The sequence below is a fragment of the Caballeronia sp. NK8 genome, assembly GCF_018408855.1.
Lineage (GTDB): Bacteria > Pseudomonadota > Gammaproteobacteria > Burkholderiales > Burkholderiaceae > Caballeronia.
Map to the genome: position 1 here is coordinate 72,155 of NZ_AP024324.1, position 18,626 is coordinate 90,780.

General features: G+C 64.8%; 16 protein-coding genes. 11 read left to right on the top strand and 5 right to left on the bottom strand.

Annotation, left to right across the window (positions count from 1 at the left end; genetic code table 11):
- Nucleotides 1-2: 2 nt before the first annotated feature.
- The 3 genes from NK8_RS21930 to NK8_RS21940 all read right to left on the bottom strand — a co-directional run bounded on the left by NK8_RS21930 (nucleotide 3) and on the right by NK8_RS21940 (nucleotide 3,074).
- Nucleotides 3-881 (bottom strand): triphosphoribosyl-dephospho-CoA synthase, encoded by an 879-nt coding sequence (locus NK8_RS21930; RefSeq protein WP_213231081.1) that lies wholly within the window; start codon nucleotides 879-881, stop codon nucleotides 3-5.
- A complete protein-coding gene (mdcA, locus tag NK8_RS21935) occupies nucleotides 881-2,542 on the bottom strand; it encodes a malonate decarboxylase subunit alpha (RefSeq protein WP_213231082.1) in 1,662 nt (553 codons plus the stop codon). Before mdcA ends, NK8_RS21930 begins: the two co-directional genes overlap by 1 nt.
- A gap of 190 nt (nucleotides 2,543-2,732) precedes the next feature.
- On the bottom strand, nucleotides 2,733-3,074 hold the full coding sequence (locus tag NK8_RS21940; protein ID WP_162068879.1) for a hypothetical protein: 342 nt from the start codon (nucleotides 3,072-3,074) through the stop codon (nucleotides 2,733-2,735).
- A 230-nt stretch (nucleotides 3,075-3,304) separates the two neighbouring features.
- Here NK8_RS21940 and NK8_RS21945 point away from each other — a divergent pair, with 230 nt between their 5' ends.
- The 3 genes from NK8_RS21945 (at nucleotide 3,305) to NK8_RS21955 (ending at nucleotide 6,532) form a co-directional block, all read left to right on the top strand.
- Nucleotides 3,305-3,595, top strand: a complete 291-nt coding sequence (locus NK8_RS21945) for a DUF4148 domain-containing protein (RefSeq protein WP_225936404.1) — start codon at nucleotides 3,305-3,307, stop codon at nucleotides 3,593-3,595.
- A 311-nt stretch (nucleotides 3,596-3,906) separates the two neighbouring features.
- Nucleotides 3,907-5,397: a SulP family inorganic anion transporter gene (locus NK8_RS21950; protein WP_213231083.1), complete on the top strand. Its 1,491-nt coding sequence runs from the start codon at nucleotides 3,907-3,909 to the stop codon at nucleotides 5,395-5,397.
- A 229-nt stretch (nucleotides 5,398-5,626) separates the two neighbouring features.
- Nucleotides 5,627-6,532: a LysR family transcriptional regulator gene (locus NK8_RS21955; RefSeq protein ID WP_213231085.1), complete on the top strand. Its 906-nt coding sequence runs from the start codon at nucleotides 5,627-5,629 to the stop codon at nucleotides 6,530-6,532.
- Between the two features lie 7 nt (nucleotides 6,533-6,539).
- Here the strand turns inward: NK8_RS21955 and NK8_RS21960 are convergent, their stop codons facing one another.
- Nucleotides 6,540-7,106, bottom strand: coding sequence for a cysteine hydrolase family protein (locus NK8_RS21960; protein WP_213231087.1), 567 nt, complete (start codon nucleotides 7,104-7,106; stop codon nucleotides 6,540-6,542).
- Nucleotides 7,107-7,483: 377 nt separating this feature from the next.
- Between NK8_RS21960 and NK8_RS21965 the strand changes: the two genes are divergently transcribed.
- The 8 genes from NK8_RS21965 (at nucleotide 7,484) to NK8_RS22000 (ending at nucleotide 15,904) form a co-directional block, all read left to right on the top strand.
- Complete coding sequence (locus tag NK8_RS21965; protein ID WP_213231089.1) at nucleotides 7,484-7,942, top strand: DUF4437 domain-containing protein; 459 nt, start codon at nucleotides 7,484-7,486, stop codon at nucleotides 7,940-7,942.
- Between the two features lie 209 nt (nucleotides 7,943-8,151).
- On the top strand, nucleotides 8,152-9,579 hold the full coding sequence (locus tag NK8_RS21970; RefSeq protein WP_367657793.1) for an MFS transporter: 1,428 nt from the start codon (nucleotides 8,152-8,154) through the stop codon (nucleotides 9,577-9,579).
- A 58-nt stretch (nucleotides 9,580-9,637) separates the two neighbouring features.
- Entirely contained in the window at nucleotides 9,638-11,119 is a 1,482-nt protein-coding gene (locus NK8_RS21975) for a HAMP domain-containing sensor histidine kinase (RefSeq protein WP_213231091.1), read from the top strand.
- Nucleotides 11,104-12,471 carry a sigma-54 dependent transcriptional regulator gene (locus tag NK8_RS21980; RefSeq protein WP_213231092.1) on the top strand — a complete coding sequence of 456 codons (1,368 nt, stop codon included), beginning with the start codon at nucleotides 11,104-11,106 and terminating at the stop codon, nucleotides 12,469-12,471. The genes NK8_RS21975 and NK8_RS21980 overlap by 16 nt, the downstream gene beginning before the upstream one ends.
- Nucleotides 12,472-12,615: 144 nt before the next feature.
- Nucleotides 12,616-13,362, top strand: a complete 747-nt coding sequence (locus NK8_RS21985; RefSeq protein WP_213231093.1) for a hypothetical protein — start codon at nucleotides 12,616-12,618, stop codon at nucleotides 13,360-13,362.
- 51 nt (nucleotides 13,363-13,413) lie between these two features.
- Nucleotides 13,414-13,974 carry a hypothetical protein gene (locus tag NK8_RS21990; protein ID WP_213231094.1) on the top strand — a complete coding sequence of 187 codons (561 nt, stop codon included), beginning with the start codon at nucleotides 13,414-13,416 and terminating at the stop codon, nucleotides 13,972-13,974.
- 26 nt (nucleotides 13,975-14,000) lie between these two features.
- Nucleotides 14,001-15,269 (top strand): MFS transporter, encoded by a 1,269-nt coding sequence (locus NK8_RS21995; protein WP_213231095.1) that lies wholly within the window; start codon nucleotides 14,001-14,003, stop codon nucleotides 15,267-15,269.
- The gene (locus NK8_RS22000; RefSeq protein ID WP_225936377.1) at nucleotides 15,266-15,904 is read left to right on the top strand and encodes a CHASE3 domain-containing protein; all 639 of its coding nucleotides are present in this window, start codon (nucleotides 15,266-15,268) and stop codon (nucleotides 15,902-15,904) included. The genes NK8_RS21995 and NK8_RS22000 overlap by 4 nt, the downstream gene beginning before the upstream one ends.
- A gap of 14 nt (nucleotides 15,905-15,918) precedes the next feature.
- On the opposite strand, the gene NK8_RS22005 is transcribed toward NK8_RS22000, so the two are convergent.
- Entirely contained in the window at nucleotides 15,919-18,117 is a 2,199-nt protein-coding gene (locus NK8_RS22005) for a hybrid sensor histidine kinase/response regulator (RefSeq protein WP_213231097.1), read from the bottom strand.
- Nucleotides 18,118-18,626: the final 509 nt, after the last annotated feature.

Consider the following 18,626-nt stretch of genomic DNA (forward strand, 5'->3'; position numbering starts at 1 on the left):
TCCTATGCCTTCGTCGTGGGAAGGGCTTCGCGTTGAAGCCGGTCGAGAAAGAGGGCGGCGGCGAGCAGGTCGGCGGCGCCGCCGGGCGAGACATGCAGTTCGACGAGACGCCGGTCGAGCGCCTTCAGTTCGCGCCGGCCCGCGAGCGCCGCCGCGCCGCCCTGTTCCAGCACGCGGCGCGCGCCGTGCTGCATGTCGGCGAGCGCATCCGGTCCGCCGCGCGCGAGCACGCAGGTATCGTCGAGGCTCGCCATCACGGCGAGCAACGCGTTCAGGCGCGCGGCCGTTTCGCTGTCGCCACGCGAGCGCGAGCGCGCGAGTTCCGGCAACGCGACATCCACGACATGCGGAAAGCCTGCCTGCGCCTGTCCGCGCGCGCCGCCGACGTTGTAATCGAGACAGGCCTGTTCGCCCTTGTTGCCGGTGATCGCGGGCGCGTGGCGATCCGGCACGCGGGCGATTGAACCCGCGCGCGCGGCGACGGCTTGCGGCGCGAGGTCGTCAGGATCGCGTGCGGCGGCGGTCACGAGCAGCCCGAGCGCCCAGATCGCGCCGCGATGCGTGTTCACGCCGCCGGTCGCATCGAACATGCGCGCTTCGCCTGCGCGCCCGATTGCGCCGATGCGCTCACGCAGCGCGGGCAGCGCTTGCGTTTCGATGCCCGCGCGCGCCAGCTCGACGAAGGTCGGCTGCAACGCGAGCGCCGATGCGCGCATCAGTTGCCAGTCGAGATCGTGGTGCGCGCCGCGGCTGCGGATATCGACGAGGCCGGGCTTCGGCGCGAGCGTCACTTCGTCGATCAGCGCCTGCACCACATGCGCGCCGAAATGCGTGGCCAGATTTGGCGCGTGCGCCGCGTCGATTGCGAGGTTCGCGCGCATCACCAGCTCCGAAAGCGTGCGGGCGGCTCGTACAAGCCATCCGACCAGTCGACGATATCCGCCATGCTCTTCGCGGCGAGCAGCGACCGGCTGGCTTCGCTGCGATGGATGCCGAGGTCTTCCGGCAGCGCGACGAAGCCGTCGCGGCGCAGCGCGGCCAGCTTGCTCGCATCGCTTTTGAGACCGATCGGCGTGACGCCCGCCACGGCCGCGATCATCTCCTTGCGATGTTCGAGCGAGCGCGCCTTGTACAGGTACGCGATGCCTTCCTCGGTGAGCACGTGCGTGACGTCGTCGCCATAGATCATGACCGGCGCGAGCGGCATGCCGGATTCGCGGCCGACTTCGACCGCATCGATCGATTCGACGATGGTTGGCTGGCCGCCCGCCTGGAACGTCTCGACCATCTGCACGACGAGCTTGCGGCCGCGCTCCAGCGGGCTGTCCGTTTGCAGCAGATCGAGCCACGCGGGGCTCGCGTGACGGCGGCCGTGCGGATCGTGGCCCATGTTGGGCGCGCCGCCGAAGCCGGTGAGCCGGCCGTGCGTGACGGTCGACGAATTGCCTTCACCGTCCATCTGCAGCGTCGAGCCGATGAACATGTCCACCGCGTATTGCCCTGCCAGCTGGCACATCGTGCGATTGGAGCGCATCGAACCGTCGCGGCCGGTGAAGAAGATATCGGGCCGCGCCGCCACATAGGCTTCCATGCCGAGTTCGCCGCCGAAGCAGTGCACGCTCTCGACCCAGCCGGTTTCGATCGCGGGTATGAGCGTCGGATGCGGGTTCAGCGTCCAGTGCCGGCAGATCTTGCCCTTGAGGCCGAGCTTCTCGCCGTAGGTCGGCAGAATCAGTTCGATCGCCGCCGTATTGAAGCCGATGCCGTGATTGAGCGACTGCACCTGATGCCGCTCGTAGACGCCGCGAATCGCCATCATCGCCATCAGGACCTGTATCGGCGTGATGAGGCGCGGATCGCGCGTGAACAGCGGCTCGATGAAAAACGGCTTGTCCGACTGCACCACGAAGTCGATCCACGAGCCGGGGATATCGACGCGCGGCAGATCCTTCGGATCGTCGACGATCTCGTTGACCTGCGCGATCACGATGCCGTCGCGAAACGCGGCGGCTTCGACGAGCGAGGGCGTGTCCTCGGTGCTCGGACCCGTGTAGAGATTGCCTTCGCGATCCGCCTTGTAGCCCGCGCACAGCACGACGTTCGGCGTCAGGTCCACATAGAGCCGCGCATACAGTTCGATGTAGGTATGGATCGCGCCGATCTCGAGGATGCCATCCTGCAGGAACTGCGAGATGCGCAGGCTTTGCGCGCCGGCGTACGCGAAGTCGAGCTTTCTCGCGATGCCGCGCTCGAAGAGATCGAGATGCTCGGCGCGGCTCACGCTCGGGATGATGAGATGCAGGTCGTGGACGATGTCGGGATCGACCTGCGCGAGCGAACGCGACAGATAATCCGCCTGCTTCTGATTGTTCCCCTCGACGACCACGCGGTCGCCCGGCGCGACGAGCGCCTGCAGGACTTCGACGATGCGCTCGCCGGGCAGCACCATGCCATCCGCGATCGATGCAACCCGCGCGAGCCGGCGATGCTTCTCCGCGCGGCGCGTGGCCCAGCGGGACGGGGACTGACTTTGACTGGACATGTGGACTCTCGCTCAGGACTTGAGGCGAGTCTAGGGAGCGCCGAAGGCGTGTTCAATCACCCTGACGATGCGTTCGTTATCCGCAGGGTAATGATCGGTGGTGCAATGCGGCGTGCGCCGCGCGGGGCGGGGCAGAGCGGCGGGCGGCGCGGGGTGAGGGTTTTCCCGCGCGCGCGGGCTTTTCGGCTTCTCAGGTCGGCGCGAACACCACGGCGCCGCCGACATCGGATAGTTGGGTAAAGCTTCGAAAGAACCGGTACGTCTGATCGCCGACCGTCATCCGGTTCAACCCTGCCTGAGTCAGTACCAGCAGTTCTTCGGCCACGGCCGTCGGGATGGTTCCGTGGCCGGTCAGTTTCGCGTCTTCATCGCCCGGCTTGCCGATGTAGACCGAACATTCCCCGGTGCCGCGACGCACCATGACCACGGACGTGCCCTTTTCCAGCGACACTTCCAGCAGCGCGGCCAGCGTCTGCAGTGATTCGGCCGTATGTCCGCGGGGAGCGGATGTCGATTCGGAAGCGATGCTCATCGCGCGGTCTCCGTCCAGGAATTGAGGTTCAGCACCGAAAGCTTACTCCTGCGGCGTGCGGTTTCACTCACGCACGCCCTGTTTTACGTTCCGGTCGACATGAAGTGATCTGCAATGCTGAGCAATGTGCACGGAAGGCGCAACGTCGACACGAACGCTCTATACTTCCTGAAACGTTGTCTTTCAGCCGACCGGAGAACGATGTGAGAACGAAACTGGCAAGCCTTGCTGTGTCATTCTTCCTGGGCGCTGTGGCAACTTCCGTTGCCCCGCTTTCCTATGCACAGGATACCGGCTCGACCGCAACCGGCTCGACCGCAACCGACGCGACGCAAGCCGCGCCTGCGACCAAAGCCGAGAAAAAAGCCGCGCGAAAACAGGCGCGCGCGAAGAAGAACGCCGAATTGAAGAAACTCGAGGACGCCGGCTACAACCCGGGCCGGGCGAACGATCCCAACTATCCACAAAATTTGCAGGACGCTCAGAAGAAGGCGGGAATCGGAGCGGGCGCCAGCCAGTAGCGTTCACGCTTGCGCGTTCAACCGCGGCATCTGCAGCGTTCGGCCGACCCGCTTGATTCGCCGACTTATCTGACGGTTAGCCTGTTGATGTCGGAGGTGTCTACGCGTGCCGTCGCGGCGCGCGTGGGGGGCGATCGCGGCCTCGCCAATCGGTATCGAACCGGCCAGCGCGTGCGCTGACTTCGCCGGGGACGATTGCACCAGCCTGTTAAAATCCTCCGCGCTGCTCACTTCACGAAGTCCTCCAGCACGGCGAATGCGCCGCTCCACCCTCGGGGCCGCGCTGCGTGCGTTTACCATCGGCATCAAACATGAACAAGCCCGTCACCGGGAATGACGCGCCGCGCATCGCGGCCCCCGAATCGCGTATCGCATGGACGCGCGAGATTCTCGCGGGCATCGTCACCAGTCTCGCCCTGATTCCCGAAGTCATCTCCTTTGCGTTCGTCTCCGGCGTGGAGCCGCGCTCGGCGCTGTTCGCGTCGGTGGTGCTGCTGGTCGTCACGTCGCTGTTCGGCGGCCGCCCGGCGATGGTCACCGCGGCCGCCGGTTCGGTCGCGCTCGTCGTCGGACCGATGGCGCATGCGAACGGCGCGGGTTATATCCTGCCCGCCGTGCTGCTCGCGGCGCTCATCCAGGTCGCGTTCGGTCTTCTGGGTCTCGCGCGCATCGTGCGCTTCATCCCGCGCTCGGTGATGCTCGGCTTCGTCAACGCGCTCGGCATACTGATTTTCTGGGCGCAGATACCGCATCTCGTCGGCCAGCCTCCGGCCGTGTACGTGCTTTTCGCGCTCACGCTGGCGATCGTGCTGATCGGGCCGCGCGTGACACGCGCAGTGCCCGCGCCGCTGGTCGCCATCATCGTGACGACGCTGATCGCGGTGGGCCTGCACTGGGCCGTGCCGACGGTCGGCGGTGACCGTCCGATGCCGTCGGATCTGCCCGGTCTCACCGCGTGGACCGTGCCATTCGATTTCTCCACGCTGAAGATCGTGTGGAAGACGGCCGTTTCGATCGCATTCGTCGGTTTGCTCGAAAGCCTGCTCACGGCCAAGCTGGTCGACGAGATGACCGAAACCCGCTCGCGCAAGTCGCGCGAGTCGTGGGCATTGGGACTGGCCAATCTGGGCGCGGGCGCGTTCGGCGGCGTCGCCGGCTGCGCGATGATCGGGCAGACCGTGGTGAACGTGAGCATCGGCGGCGCGCGCACGCGTGTATCCACGCTCGCGGCGGCGGCAACCCTCCTGTTGCTCATCACCGGACTCAGCCAGGTGATGGCGCATATCCCGATGATCGCGCTCGCGGGCGTGATGATGGTTGTCGCCGTGAAAACGGTGGACTGGCACAGCCTGCATCCGGCGACGCTGCGCCGCATGCCCTGGATGGAGACCTCGGTGATGCTGCTCTCGGTCGCGCTGACGGTGCACACGGGCAATCTGGCGGTCGGCGTGGTGGGCGGCGTATTGCTCGCAACGGTGTTGTTCGCGAGGCGCGTGGCGCACGTGATCCACACAGTCCGCACGGTCGCCGACGATGGCCGGAGCGTGCGCTACGAAGTGCACGGACCGCTTTTCTTCGGCAGCAGCAACGATCTCGTCGAACGGTTCGAATACGCGATCGACCCGGCCACGGTGATCATCGATTTCACGAAGTCGCAGATATGGGACGCGTCGACGGTCGCCGCGCTCGACTCGATCCAGCTCAAGTATCGAAAACACGGCGTCGACGTGACGATGGCCGGTCTCGATGAGCGCAGCCGTGCGTTTCACGCCCGGTTGAGCGGCAGGCTGAACGTGGGTTGATGACGCGGATCTGTGCGGAGAACCGGCGGCACTCCCTGGTCTTCACGTACGTTCGTACTTTCGTTCTTGCCCTGTTCTAACTGGCGAGCCGTTCCCATTGTTCTCATTCCGCGAAATACGTAATGCGCCACGGAGGGATTCCGCGCGTGGCCATGCGTCCATAAACTGCATTCCTGTGACCCGGTCCGATTCCACGAGCGGGTCACCGTCATGGAGATTCGCATCGAACATGGACAAACTGCAGGCTATGGCGACGTACGTGACGGTCGTCGAAACAGAAGGTTTCTCTTCGGCGGCACGCAAGCTCCAGGTGTCGACGTCCGTGATCAGCCGCCTCGTCAACGAGCTCGAGGAGCATCTCGGCGTGCGCCTTCTGAACCGCACGACACGCATCGTTCGAACGACTGACGCAGGCGCCGCGTTTTTCGATGAATGCCGCCGCGTGCTCGCAACCGTGGAGGCCGCGGAACTGGCGGCCGCCGGCACGCGCACGTCGCCGCGCGGCCAATTGACGGTGACCGCACCCATCGTGCTCGGCAACAGCCATGTGACTCCCATCGTGCAGGAGTATCTCGCGAGGTATCCGGATGTCAGCGCGAGCTGCTGGTTTCTGGACCGAACAGTGAATCTGGTGGATGAGGGAGTCGACGTTGCGATCCGCATCGGGAACTTGCCGAGTTCCTCTCTGCAGGCAATCGCAGTGGGCAGGGTTCGAAGCCTGCTCTGCGCATCGCCTGAGTATCTGGAGGCACGCGGCGAGCCGCAGAAGCCGGACGACCTCGCCTCGCACGTGACGATTCAAACGTTGCCTTCGACGCCATCGCCCGAGTGGCGCTTTCGCGGAGACTCGAAGTCGTGCATCGTGCCGATCCAGCCCCGCCTCATCACGACGACAAACGACTCGGCGATGTCGGCAGCGCTGGCAGGGCTGGGCATCGTTTGCCTGCTGTCCTGTCAGATCGCGTCCGCGCTCGCGGAAGGAAAGCTTCAGGTCGTGCTTCCGGAACACGAGCTGGCCACGCTTCCCATTCACGTGGTGCATCGCGAGGGCAGGCACGTCAATCAGAAGGTGCGCGTATTCGTCGACCTCGCGGTCGAAACCTTGAGGGCGAATAAGACGCTGTGGTACGCATAACCGTCGGCTACGCGTTTCGGTTGCGTTCAGAACTCAAAAAATCAGCCGCAGAGATAACTTTCGCGTAACCGAAACTCAACGCCGCCATGAAAGCGGCATGCACCTGAACGGCCGGAACACTCACGCCCTTGAACTCGAGCGCGTGGGTGGCGCAGGCATCGTGAATCACGGTGGTCTCGAAGCCGAAGTCGTCCGACGCGCGCGTGACGGCGTCGATGCACATATGGCTCATAGCCCCGATGACCACGACTTGCCTGACGCCCTGAGCATCGAGAATCTCGCGAAGATCCGTCTCGCGAAAGGGATTCATGTGGTGTTTCACGATGACCCGCTCGCCGTGTAGAGCCGCTGCCTTCCTGTGCAGCTGGGCGCCGTCGGTATCAGGCAAGAAGAACGTCGCGTCCTTGGCGAGACTTTCATGCCGGATATGGACGACAAGGTCGCCGTGCGCCCTGAAAGACTCGATGACGGCACTCGCATTATCGGCAGCGGCTTCGATGCCATCGAGTATCCACTTCCCTCCAGGGAAGTAGTCATTCTGAATATCAACTACTACTAGTGCTCGCTTCGTCATGTTCGTTTCACCTCGAAATTTCAATAGGGACGAGGCCCGCAGTCGGGCCTGCCTCGCGTAGCGGCTCTCGTTGCGTCATGCAAGAGAGCGGCTGCAGTGCAACAGGCAAAATGCTGCCCGATCAGCGCGAGCGATGGAATCCACGAACGGCAGAAAGCACTGTTCGCGCAACGAGATCAGTCACGTACTGCGAATCAAGGTCCAGGCTGAGAGGCGATCTCCGCCTTTCTCGTTTCGCGAAAGATCCTTTCGGGCTGGCCTCGTTTCTCACATTCCAACGTCGGCCCATACTGCGCTTCATCGATCACCCGAAGCCTGACACGCGGTTCCGGCTTCGGGATTCTTTCAATCAATTCAGGAACACAAAGGAATACACCATGTCATTCGCCACCAAAGCCAAACGACTCGCAGCTGCGGCTGCATTGCTCGCAGCAATCCCCGTCCTCGCCGCGACAGCCGGCGAGAAAGTCGATCTCTACGCGGACAACTCGAAGGTCGTGCCGGTGACGGAACTGAAGTTCTATCAGAACAAGGAAGGCCTCACCATCGCAAACGGGTGGGGCGATCCGGCGGCGAGCGCGCACAGCAACTACATCAAGATGGCTGGCGGCACTGCCAGCGGCGTTCACACGCACACCTACTCGTACTACGGCGTCGTCATTGCCGGCGTGGTCGCCAACGAAGCGCCTGGCTCGAAGCAGGATCATCCGCTTGCCGCCGGCTCGTACTGGTACCAGAAAGGTGGTGAACAACACGTCACGAAATGCATCTCGCAGACGGAGTGCATCTTCTTCGTCACATCCAAAGGTCCGTTCGATTATCTGCCTGCGAAGTGAGCTTTGGCTCCCACGGCATGATTTGGTGGTTCCAATAAGATTCGGATTCCTCGTCAAACGCCGTAGCCCCTATCGGAAAGCAAATCGTGGAATCAGCAGAACCTGAAACGTCGGAGAGCGGCTCGCGCCGCCTCTCCTTGAGCAGAAACAAACTCGCATTGGGCGCCATATGTCTCACGTCGTTGATGTTCGGTCTCGAGATATCGAGCGTGCCGGTGACGCTGCCGGTCCTTCAGCGCATCTTCGACGGCAGCTTCGAGGACATGCAATGGATCGTGAACGCTTACACGCTGGCCGTCACGTCCATCCTGATGGCTACCGGCGCGCTCGTGGACCGGTTTGGAAGAAGAATCGTATTCCTTATCAGTCTTGCGCTGTTCGGACTCACTTCGCTGCTCTGCGGCCTGGCTCAGAGCGTTCCCATGCTGATCGTCGGGCGCGCGCTGCAAGGTGCGAGCGGCGGGGCGATGCTGATCAGCCAGATCGCCGTGCTGTCGAATCAGTTCACGCTGGGTAGCGAACGCGCCAGGGCGTTCAGCGCATGGGGCGTGCTGCTTGGCATCGGGCTGGGTTTCGGGCCGACGATCGGCGGCGCGCTCGTGGACCGGTTGGGCTGGGAATGGGTTTTCCTGATTCACGCTCTCCTCGCCGCCCCCACATTCCTGCTTCTGTGGTTCGGGGTGGAAAAATCGAGCCATTGCGCCGGGCGCGCGCTGGATGTTCCCGGCATCGCCACGCTTTCGATCTGCGTGTTCGGGCTGGTGTTCGCCATCACGCGCGGCCCCGAGAAGGGATTCGCGAGCGCATACACGCTCACGATCGTCGCAGGGGCGGCGCTGGCCTTCGCCGCTTTCATCCGGGCCGAACGAGTGAGCAAACAGCCTGCGTTTGATTTTTCGGTCTTCGGATCGCCCAGGTTTTCCGGCGCGCTGATGGGCTCGATCGGCATGAACTTCAGCTTCTGGCCGTTCATGATCTACATTCCGACCTACTTCCAGGTCGGGCTCGGCTACGATCCCATGACCACCGGTCTGGCGCTTCTCGCCTATACCGTGCCGACTTTGATTTTTCCGCCGCTTGGCGAACGTCTCGTCGTGCGCTTCGGGCCGGCGGTGGCGATCCCGACTGGCCTCTTTACTATCGGGCTTGGTTTCCTCCTGATGAAGCTCGGCAGCATCGCGGCACATCCTAGTGCGCTCACGATGCTGCCCGGATGCGTATTCGCAGGGGCAGGCCTCGGTCTGACGAATACGCCCGTCACGAACACGACAACGGGCGCTGTGCCGGCCGATCGTGCCGGCATGGCGTCTGGCATCGACATGACGGCGCGGATGCTCACGTTGGCGGTAAATATCGCGTTGATGGGCGCGATCCTGATGGCCGGCATCCTGAGCCAGCTGAGAGCGCATCTGCCAGCGACCATCGACGCAACATTGCTTCGCCAGCTCGCCGAAAGAATCGTCGCGGGCGATGTGGACGCGCCTCGCGGCGGACTCGCTACCCTGCATGCGCTCGATCCATCGGGAGCCGTCCTGCGGGCCGCTTTAACGCATGGCTTCGGCTGGGCGATGATTTACGGGGGCGTCGGTGTCTGGCTACTGGCCAGTCTCAGCGTTCTGATATTTCGTCGTGGATGAGACGGTGGCAAGAGACTTGCTCGTACAGGCTCCACCTCCATCCGCGATCAGGCTCTTCATGCCCCGACCGTCGTTTTCCACTCAGCTCTTCGCGCTCTGGGTGCTCGTCGCCGTCTTGTACGGCCTGCTGACGGCCGCCGTGTGGCTGATGCTTTCGTCCGCGCTCGGCGAGCGTGTCACGGCGGCGAAGCATCAGGCGGCGGCGGCGTGCACGGCGATCGCATCGCGCTACGATCTGTCGATGCAGCGCCCAGGCGAAACCAATGTCGATCTCATGCACGCGGTGCTCGATCTCGTGCTGATCCGCACCGACGGCATCGAAGGCGGTTTCTGGAACGACGCAGCGGCCGGCGCGCCCAACGGCTTTCTCGCCTACGCGTTTCCCACCTACGAAGGCAGCGGCGTCAAGCGCGATATCCCCGAGGCCGAGACGCCGCTCATTCTGCGCACGCTGAAGAACGCTGCGAGCGCGGGCCAGATGCAGGTCGATGTCGTATCGAGCGGGGCGGACGCCGTGATCGCCGTCGCCTGTCCCGTGCCGCGCCACACGGGGCTGCAGGCGTGGATGCTCACGCGCGCGCGGCCGCCGCTCGGTCCGTACGGCGAGCGCGCTGCGACCATCCTGGCGGGCGTGCTCGCGATCATCGTCGTGCTGGCGTTGTTTCTGGCCCTGGCGCTCAGACGCTGGAGGCGCAACCTCGCCCGGCTGGAACAGGCGCTCGCGCCCGCTGGCGGATTCGAGCAGGGCAGGCGGCTCGAACGGCTCGGCGAGCGGGATCTCGACCAGATCGTCGATGCGCTCAATCGCTATGTCGAGCGCACCGAGCGCCTGCGGCGCGAGGCGAATGCGCTGAGCACGCAACTGGCGCAGGCCGAACGGTTCGGCGCGCTGGGCAAGATGGCGGCGCAGATCGCGCACGAGATCCGCAACCCCGCGGGCGCGATGCGCCTGAAGGCGGAAAACGCGCTCGCCGGCGACGGTGCGCGCCGCGAGGCCGCGTTGAGGGCGATCATCGAGCAGGTGGGGCGCATCGAGGCGCAGGTGACGAGTCTGCTCGCGCTCACGCAGCCGGTGACGGTGAACGCGCGCGCCGTCGATTTGCCCGCGTGGCTCGGCGACATCGTGCATACGCATGAAGGGAGCGCCGAAAGCCGCGCGATAGCGCTGCGCGCGGTCGTCGAAGCCGGCGCGATGCAGCCCGTCTTCGATCCCGCGCAACTGGCGCGTGCGCTCGACAACCTGATCGTGAATGCGCTGCGCCATGCGCCGCCGGGAGGCCACGTGACGGTGCGCGCGACGGGCGCACAATGCGCGGAGGGCGAACGGCTCAGGCTGGAAGTGACCGACGATGGCCCCGGCGTGAGCGCGGCCGAACGCGAGCGCATTTTCGAGCCGTTCGTGACGGGACGCCCGGATGGGTCCGGGCTGGGCCTGGCCGTGGTGCGGGAGATCGCTTCGGCGCACGGCGGCCGCGCGTATCTCGCGGAGGATTCGAACCTGACCTGCTTCGTGATCGACTTGCCATGGCGACCATACTGATCATCGACGACGACGACGCCTTTCGCGAAGGCCTCGCCGAAACCGTGCAGGACCTCGGCCACACGCCGCTCGAGGCAGGTTCGGGCGAAGCGGCCTTCGAATGCCTGCGCGAGCAGCAAGCGCCCGACTGCATCTTCCTCGACTTCCGGCTGCCGGGCACGGATGGTCTCGCCGTGCTCGAATCGCTGCGTGGCGCCGACGGCCTGCAACGCGTGCCGGTCGTGATGCTCACCGCGCACGCGACGAGCGACAACACCATCGGCGCGATGCGGCTCGGCGCGTTCGAACATCTGACCAAACCCGTCGGCCGCGACGAGATCGCCGCGCTGCTCGAGCGCATGCTCGCAGCCCATCCCGATGCGCCCAATGCCGCGACGACGGCCTTCGCGGACGAAACGGCGTCGCGCGAGCCGCAACTGCTCGGCGTGAGCGAAGCCATGCGCGACGTGCAAAAGCGTCTGGGCCGCGCAGCGGGCACCCACTCGACGGTGCTCATCACCGGCGAGACCGGCACCGGCAAGGAAGTGGCGGCGCACGTGCTGCATCGGGCGTCGGCGCGCTCGGGCGGACCGTTCGTCGCCGTGAATTGCGCGGCGATTCCTGAGGATCTGCTCGAAAGCGAACTCTTCGGTCACGGCAAGGGCGCGTTCACCGGCGCGCATGCGGAGCGGCGCGGGCGCTTCGAGGAGGCGCACGGCGGCACGCTCTTTCTCGACGAAATCGGCGACATGCCGCTGGCGATGCAGGCCAAGCTGCTGCGCGTGCTGCAGGAACGGCAGGTCACGCCGCTCGGCACGAACCGGCCGGTCGCCGTCGATGTGCGCGTCGTGGCCGCCACGCACCGCGATCTCCCGGCGATGGTCGCGGCTGGCGCGTTCCGGCGCGATCTGTTGTATCGGCTCGACGTGATCCCGCTGCACTTGCCGCCCTTGCGCGAGCGTGTGGCCGATATCCTGCCGCTCGCGGAGCATTTCCTGTCGGCGTTTGGCGCATCGCGCAAGCGTCTTTCCGCGGACGCGCAGCGCATGCTCGTCACCTTCGCGTGGCCCGGCAACGTGCGTGAACTGGCGAACGCGATCGAGCGGGCGAGCGCGCTCGCGCCGGGTGCGCTGCTCACGCGCGACGACTTCGCCTTCCTCTTCGACACGGCCGCGAGCGACGCCACCGACGCAATCCCCGCCGGCCTCGCCGCGCTTCCACTCGACGACGCACTCGCGCAACTCGAACGCGCGCTGATCGCACGCGCGCTCGCACTCACCGACGGCAATCGCGCCGAGGCGGCGCGCAGGCTCGGCATCAGCCGTCAGTCGCTCTATACGCGTCTCGCGAACCTCGGGATGTCCGATGCGTGAGCGAGTGTCGGGATATCGGACAGCACGCGTCCGGTTTCCCGACACTGCATGGCGCTACTTCACGCCGAACCATTGAGCGGCCGGGCTTTCATTCGATGGCATGGCCCTTGCAGATCACTCCACGTCAAAGTCAGGGAGTGAATCATGCAATCGATATCGACGAACCCGGTCCACGGCACGACCGCCCGCGTGCTGAGCGCGATCAATCTCGTCGTGCTGTTCGCGACGAGCGCGGGTTGCGCTGCTCAGACTCAACCGCCCGTTGCGCCGCCGCCGCCCGTCGCGGCAGTGGGCGCGCCACCGCCACCGCCGCCGCCCGTGCAAGACGGCGCGACGGTCAGCGCGCAAGCCACCGTATCGCGCTTTCTCATCAACCCGGATGGCGATGTCGACGGCTTTCTGACCAGCGACGGTGCGCTCGTGCGCTTCCCGCCGCACATGAGCACGCAGCTCACCTCGGCGCTACGCCCGGGCGACAGCGTGCGGATCGACGGCTGGCGCGATGCGGGCGGCAATCTCAAGGCGCAACGCATCACCGACGCGAGAAGCGGGCAGCAACTCATCGACCAGCCGCCGCTGCCGGGCGCGCCGCGCTTGCCGCGTGAACTGCGCGGCGCGGGGCTGGCACGTCTGAGCGCGCAGGGGCAAGTGGCGCACATCACCACCGCTCCGCGCGGCGAGCCTGACGGCGTGATTCTCGCCGATGGCACCGTCATCAAACTGACGCCTGCCGTGGCCCAGCAATTTCCGTCGCTCGTTCGGGCGGGCGCGCAGGTATCGGCGCAAGGCTACGGCACGCGCAATCAATACGGCACCGCGCTCCAGGCGACGTCGTTCGGTGCGCCGGGCAACCTGACTTCGCTCTATGACCGCGCGCCGCCGAGCCCATGAGCGCGTCGACGTCCGGCATATTTTTATCAACGTCAAACAAGGATCAACGAAATGCACTGGATCGACCCTGAAAGCCTTCCCGAAACGCGCGGCACGGTCACGCGCTTTCTGCTGAACCCGCACGGTGAAATCGATGGCATCGTGCTCGGCGCGCGGCAAGCGCTGCAGGTTCACTTTCCGCCGCATCTGTCGCGGCAGATCGCGCGGCAGGTCGCCGTGGGCGATGCGGTCCGTGTGCGCGGCGTGAAGCCGCGCGGCGCGGACATGGTCGCGGCGGTCTCGCTGGTGACGAAGACCGGCAAGGTCATCCTCGACGAAGGCCCGCATCACGATGGCGAAAAGCATCCCAAGCCGCACGTCGAACACAAGCCGATGGAAGCGAGCGGCGAAGTGCTGCTGTCGCTCTTCGGGCCGAAGGGCGAGCTACGCGGCGCGCTGCTCGACGACGGCACCTCGCTGCGGATGCCGCCGCATGCCGCCGCCGAACTGTCGACGTATCTCGCGCCGGGCGCGCACGTGCAGGCGTGGGGGCGCGGCATCCGGAACCGGCACGGGCGGACGATCGACGTGGATGAGATCGCCGAACTCATCGACGCGCCGGTCTCCGCCTGACTGAAGACCACCACGGTGAGCGGCTCATGAATCCTCTCTACGCGCTCGAAGGACTGAGCTTCTTCATGGCCGATGTGCAGGCGGGCATCGGCCCGTTTCTCGGCGTCTTTCTGCAGGCGCAGGGCTGGCATCCGGAGTCGATCGGCACCGTAATGACGCTCGGCGGCATCGCCGGCATGCTCGCGACCTCGCCGGCGGGCGCGCTCGTCGACGCGACGCATCACAAGCGCGGCCTCATCGTGGCGGCGGGCGTCATGACGACGCTCGCTTCGCTCGCGCTGTGGGTGTCGCATGGTTTCTGGATGGTCGCCGCCTCGCAGATTCTTACGGCGGTGACTGGCGCGGCGCTCGGTCCCGCGGTCGCGGGCGTAACGCTCGGCATCGTGCGCGAGCGCGGTTTCGACCGGCAGTTCGCGCGCAATCAGGTCGCGAATCACGCGGGCAATGTCGTGGGCGCGGCGCTGTCGGGATGGCTCGGCTGGCGTTTCGGATTCGGCGCGGTGTTCGCGCTCGCGGGCGTGTTCGGCGCAATGACCGTGCTCTCGACGCTGCTGATCCGCCGCGATGCGATCGATCACGACAGTGCGCGCGGGCTCGCGGCCTCGTCGCCATCGTCGTTGTCTTCTTCGGAGCATGAGCACGCGAGCGGCTTCCGGATGTTGCTCACGTGCAGGCCGCTGCTGCTGCTTGCCGCCGCGCTCGCGATGTTCCACCTCGGCAATGCGGCGATGCTGCCGCTCTATGGTCTCGCCGTCGTCGCCGCGCATCAGGGCGAGCCGAGCGCCTTCACCGCCCAGACGATCGTGGTCGCGCAACTCGTGATGGTCGTCGCGGCGTTTTTCGCGAACCGGCTGATTCAACGCACGGGATACTGGGGCGTGATTCTGATCACCTTTCTGGCGTTGCCGCTGCGCGGTCTGGTCGCGGCGATGTTCATCACCGCGTGGGGCGTGTGGCCCGTTCAGGCGCTCGACGGCATCGGCGCGGGGTTGCAGAGCGTGGCGGTTCCGGCGCTCGTCGTGCGTTTGCTGCAGGGCACCGGGCGCGTCAATGTCGGGCAGGGCGTGGTGATGACGGTGCAGGGCATCGGTGCGGCGCTCAGTCCCGCGCTGGGCGGCTCGATCGCACAGCATTTCGGCTATGTGGCCGCGTTTCTCGCACTGGGCGCGGTGTCGACAGGTTCGCTCGCGCTCTGGCTGTGCTTCGGCGCGTCGATCAGAAAAGCGTGCGGCAATTGCCGCGATGCCGCCGATGATCCGTCGCTTGCGCTGTCCGGCGCTTCTGAACGGCGATGAAACGCGAGCGCGGGCGGTGGCGTATTCGTGAGTCATTCGACTGGCGTGTCGTGCCGCTCACGGCGCTCGTGATTGTCGCCGCCGCGACGTCCTACGGCTATCACCGCATCCTGCTCGCGCAACGCGACTGGATCGAGCATACGTATCAGGTGATGTCGACGCTGGAGACCACGCTGCAATTGATGACCGATGCCGAAACCGGCCAGCGTGGCTACATTCTCACGGTCAATGAAGCGTATCTCAGGCCTTACCTGCAGGCGATCGACGACGTGCGAGTACAGCCAGCGAAGCTCAGGACGCTCGTTCGCGACAGTCCGGCGCAGCTTGCACGCGTCGATGCACTCGACCTCGCCTTGACGGACAAGCTTTCCGAACTTGCACGCACGCTGAGTGTTGTGAGGGAGCAAGGGACGGCGCAGGCGCGCGCGATGATACTGAGCGATGTCGGCCTCGAGCGCATGAACCGGATCCGGATGCTGATCGCGCAGATGCGCCCGTCGGAAACCGGACTGCTGATCGAGCGTACTGATCGCGCATCGCGAACCGAGCGCGCGATGCTCGTCGTGACGATCAGTCTCGCGATGCTCTCGATCGCGGCGCGGCTTGGGTTGCGTTTTGTTAGCGGCGGGAAATAGGGATCTCGAACCATCTAAACATTGCGGGACGCAGGCAAGTTCACGCTCTGCAACAACGCTTGCAAGTCATCGATATTGAACGGCTTCGACAGAATAGTCACGCCGGCATGTCTTGCCCGCTCGAGCTCGTCGGCATAGCCGGTCATCAAGGCGATGGCCTGCTTCGGCCACTTCCGGCGCACTTTCTCGGCTACGTCGATACCGTTATTCATGCCGGGCATCTGCACATCGGAAAGGATGAGGTCGAACCGCGCGCCATCGTCGAGCAGAACGAGCGCGGCATCGCCCGTCAGTTCGTGGCGCGATTGCCAGCCGAAAACTTCAAGCACGGCCGACAGCCCGGCGGCGACTTCTTCGTTATCCTCGACCAGCAGGATGGAGCCTTTGGTCGGCTCTTTCGTGCGGGCAGGCTCGGGAGGCGCTTTCACCTGGCGAACTTCGACTTCCTTCGCCGAGCGGGGAAGGATGAGCGATACCGTGGTGCCTTCTCCCGGCGCGCTCTCGATGCGGGCCGTGCCGCCGGCCTGCTCGCACATCGCGATGACCTGCGCGAGACCCAGCCCGGTGCCTGCGTTCGCGGCCTTGGTCGTGTAGAGCGGCTCGAATGCGCGTCGCACGACCGCGGGCGGCATGCCGACGCCGGTATCCGAGCAGGCGATCACGACGTACTCGCCCGACTTGAGATTGCCTCGTGCCGTCCCGATGGCGATGTTCTCGCAACGGATCGTGAACGCGCCGCCGTGCGGCATCGCATCCTTGGCGTTGACCGCGAGATTGATCAGCGCGGACTGCAACTCCGTCGGATCCACGTAAATCGGCCAGATCGCTTCGGGTGCCTCGATATGCAGTCCGACCCGTTCGCCGAGCGACATTCGGATCAGTGAGGCGTCCTGCTCCAGCCATACTTTGACGTCGACCACGTCCTGATGCAGCGGCTGTTTGCGAGCGACGCTGAGCAGACGCCGCGCCAGCGCTTCGGCGGAGATGGAGGCGCGTTCGACCGCGATGACTTCCTTCTCCAGCCCGTTGAAGCCTTTGCGGCGCGCCAGTTCCATGTTGGCCTTCACCACCATCAGCAGGTTGTTGAAGTCGTGCGCGACGTTGGCCACGAGATTGCCGAGCGCGCCCATCCGCTTCATCTGGCGTGTGGTCTCCTCGGCGGAAACACGCATCCTGAATTCGGCGTTCCACCTTTCCCATGCCGTCCGTTCTCGCCTGAGGCGGCCCAGGCTGAATGCAACCAGCAACCAGATGCCGATGCACGGGAGCAGCGTCGCGACAGCGATCAGGCCATCATGTCCCAGCCATCTGGACGTCACGATCGAAACGGGAATGCCGCACGTCACGTAAAGCGGGTAGCCGCCCACCTGTCGATAGACCAGGAGCTTTTCGACACCGTCCAGCGTGGAGAAAATCTTCAGATGGCCACTATGCGCGTTGATTTGAAGCGCTTCGAAGAGAGGCTGGTTGCTGGTCGGCGGCCGCCGTGCCTGCGGCGCGGGAAATCGAACGAGGGTGGTGCCGTCGCTTCGAAACAGGCCGACGGTCAATGCCCGGTCGTGAACGGTCAGCCGCTCATAGAACGCCGAAAAATAATCGCGTCGAAGCGCAATGACCAGCGCGCCGAGAAAACGACCGTTTGCGTCGTAGCGAGGCAAGGTCAGATTGAAAACATCGATGGCGGGGTCGGAGGTGCGTTCGGGTTGCGAGATGACTATCCCCGACGCGCTCGCCGGTTTTCCGGACGCGCCCGGGAGATGCTCATCGATCGATTGAAGTCCGACGGGGTACGTGTTGCTGCTGACGAGCAGACTTCTGTTGCGTCCGTATATCTCGATGGAAGCGACCGAGGGCAAGCGCCGGACGGTGTCTTCGAGAAAATCGTGCAGCGATTTCTGGCGCGCGCGAATCGCCGCATCTCCGTCATCGTGAACCATCGCCAATACGCGCAGCGACACCTCCTGGATGACATCCAGCGCTTTGACCGCGTGTTCTTCGGCGATCCGCGCGAGACGATCGATTCCTTCAGACGAATCGGCGATGCGGGTCTGGTAGCCGAAATAGCCGTAGGCCGCAAGAAAGAGCAAAGGCGTGACGATCGAAGCAACCAATGTCGCGATGAGCATGCGACGCGTCGTGCCGAAATCGCGTGGCGGCACGGGAATATCCAGCGCTGAACCGTCGGACGCGGGCGTTTCCTGATGAATGGTCATGGGACTTGCTTGACGATACGCGAACGCGAAGTCTATTCACATGTTCCCGGAGCGTCAAACGAGCGACTTTGGCGGTCCTGACGATGTGCGCTTCGCGCATCCTCGCCTCGTGCCCGGCCGTATACGGATTTACGGGGATTTACGCGCATACGCGCTTAGGGAGAACGTCGATGACTACATTACGCAAGGCTTCGCTCACGCTTACGCTCACCGCGGTGGGCTGCGTCATTTCGTCTGCTGTATGGGCAGGAGGCAATGGCAATGGCGGCAGTGGAGGCGGCGGGTCTCACGGCGCCGCCACATCGGGCATGACCTATCATAGTGAACCCGTGTCCAGCCCCTGGAATCGCGTTCCGGGCGATATGAGCCGAGACGATGCATCGCGGATGTCCGCACGTTATCCCGCACCGATGGAGCGTCAGGTCGACTCTCAAAAAACGGGTCAATAGGCTTTTTGCGGTCTCTTTGGCTACGGCCCCAAAATCGCCGAGTGTCGCGAAGCCGTCATA

Coding starts and splice junctions, on each gene's coding strand:
- NK8_RS21950 (WP_213231083.1), top strand. CDS start 3,907: ATGAACAAGCCCGTCACCGGGAATGACGCGCCGCGCATCGCGGCCCCC.
- NK8_RS21985 (WP_213231093.1), top strand. CDS start 12,616: ATGCAATCGATATCGACGAACCCGGTCCACGGCACGACCGCCCGCGTG.
- NK8_RS21960 (WP_213231087.1), bottom strand. CDS start 7,106: ATGACGAAGCGAGCACTAGTAGTAGTTGATATTCAGAATGACTACTTC.
- NK8_RS21995 (WP_213231095.1), top strand. CDS start 14,001: ATGAATCCTCTCTACGCGCTCGAAGGACTGAGCTTCTTCATGGCCGAT.
- NK8_RS21965 (WP_213231089.1), top strand. CDS start 7,484: ATGTCATTCGCCACCAAAGCCAAACGACTCGCAGCTGCGGCTGCATTG.
- NK8_RS21980 (WP_213231092.1), top strand. CDS start 11,104: ATGGCGACCATACTGATCATCGACGACGACGACGCCTTTCGCGAAGGC.
- NK8_RS21975 (WP_213231091.1), top strand. CDS start 9,638: ATGCCCCGACCGTCGTTTTCCACTCAGCTCTTCGCGCTCTGGGTGCTC.
- NK8_RS22005 (WP_213231097.1), bottom strand. CDS start 18,117: ATGACCATTCATCAGGAAACGCCCGCGTCCGACGGTTCAGCGCTGGAT.
- NK8_RS21955 (WP_213231085.1), top strand. CDS start 5,627: ATGGACAAACTGCAGGCTATGGCGACGTACGTGACGGTCGTCGAAACA.
- NK8_RS21940 (WP_162068879.1), bottom strand. CDS start 3,074: ATGAGCATCGCTTCCGAATCGACATCCGCTCCCCGCGGACATACGGCC.
- NK8_RS21930 (WP_213231081.1), bottom strand. CDS start 881: ATGCGCGCGAACCTCGCAATCGACGCGGCGCACGCGCCAAATCTGGCC.
- NK8_RS22000 (WP_225936377.1), top strand. CDS start 15,266: ATGAAACGCGAGCGCGGGCGGTGGCGTATTCGTGAGTCATTCGACTGG.
- mdcA (WP_213231082.1), bottom strand. CDS start 2,542: ATGTCCAGTCAAAGTCAGTCCCCGTCCCGCTGGGCCACGCGCCGCGCG.
- NK8_RS21990 (WP_213231094.1), top strand. CDS start 13,414: ATGCACTGGATCGACCCTGAAAGCCTTCCCGAAACGCGCGGCACGGTC.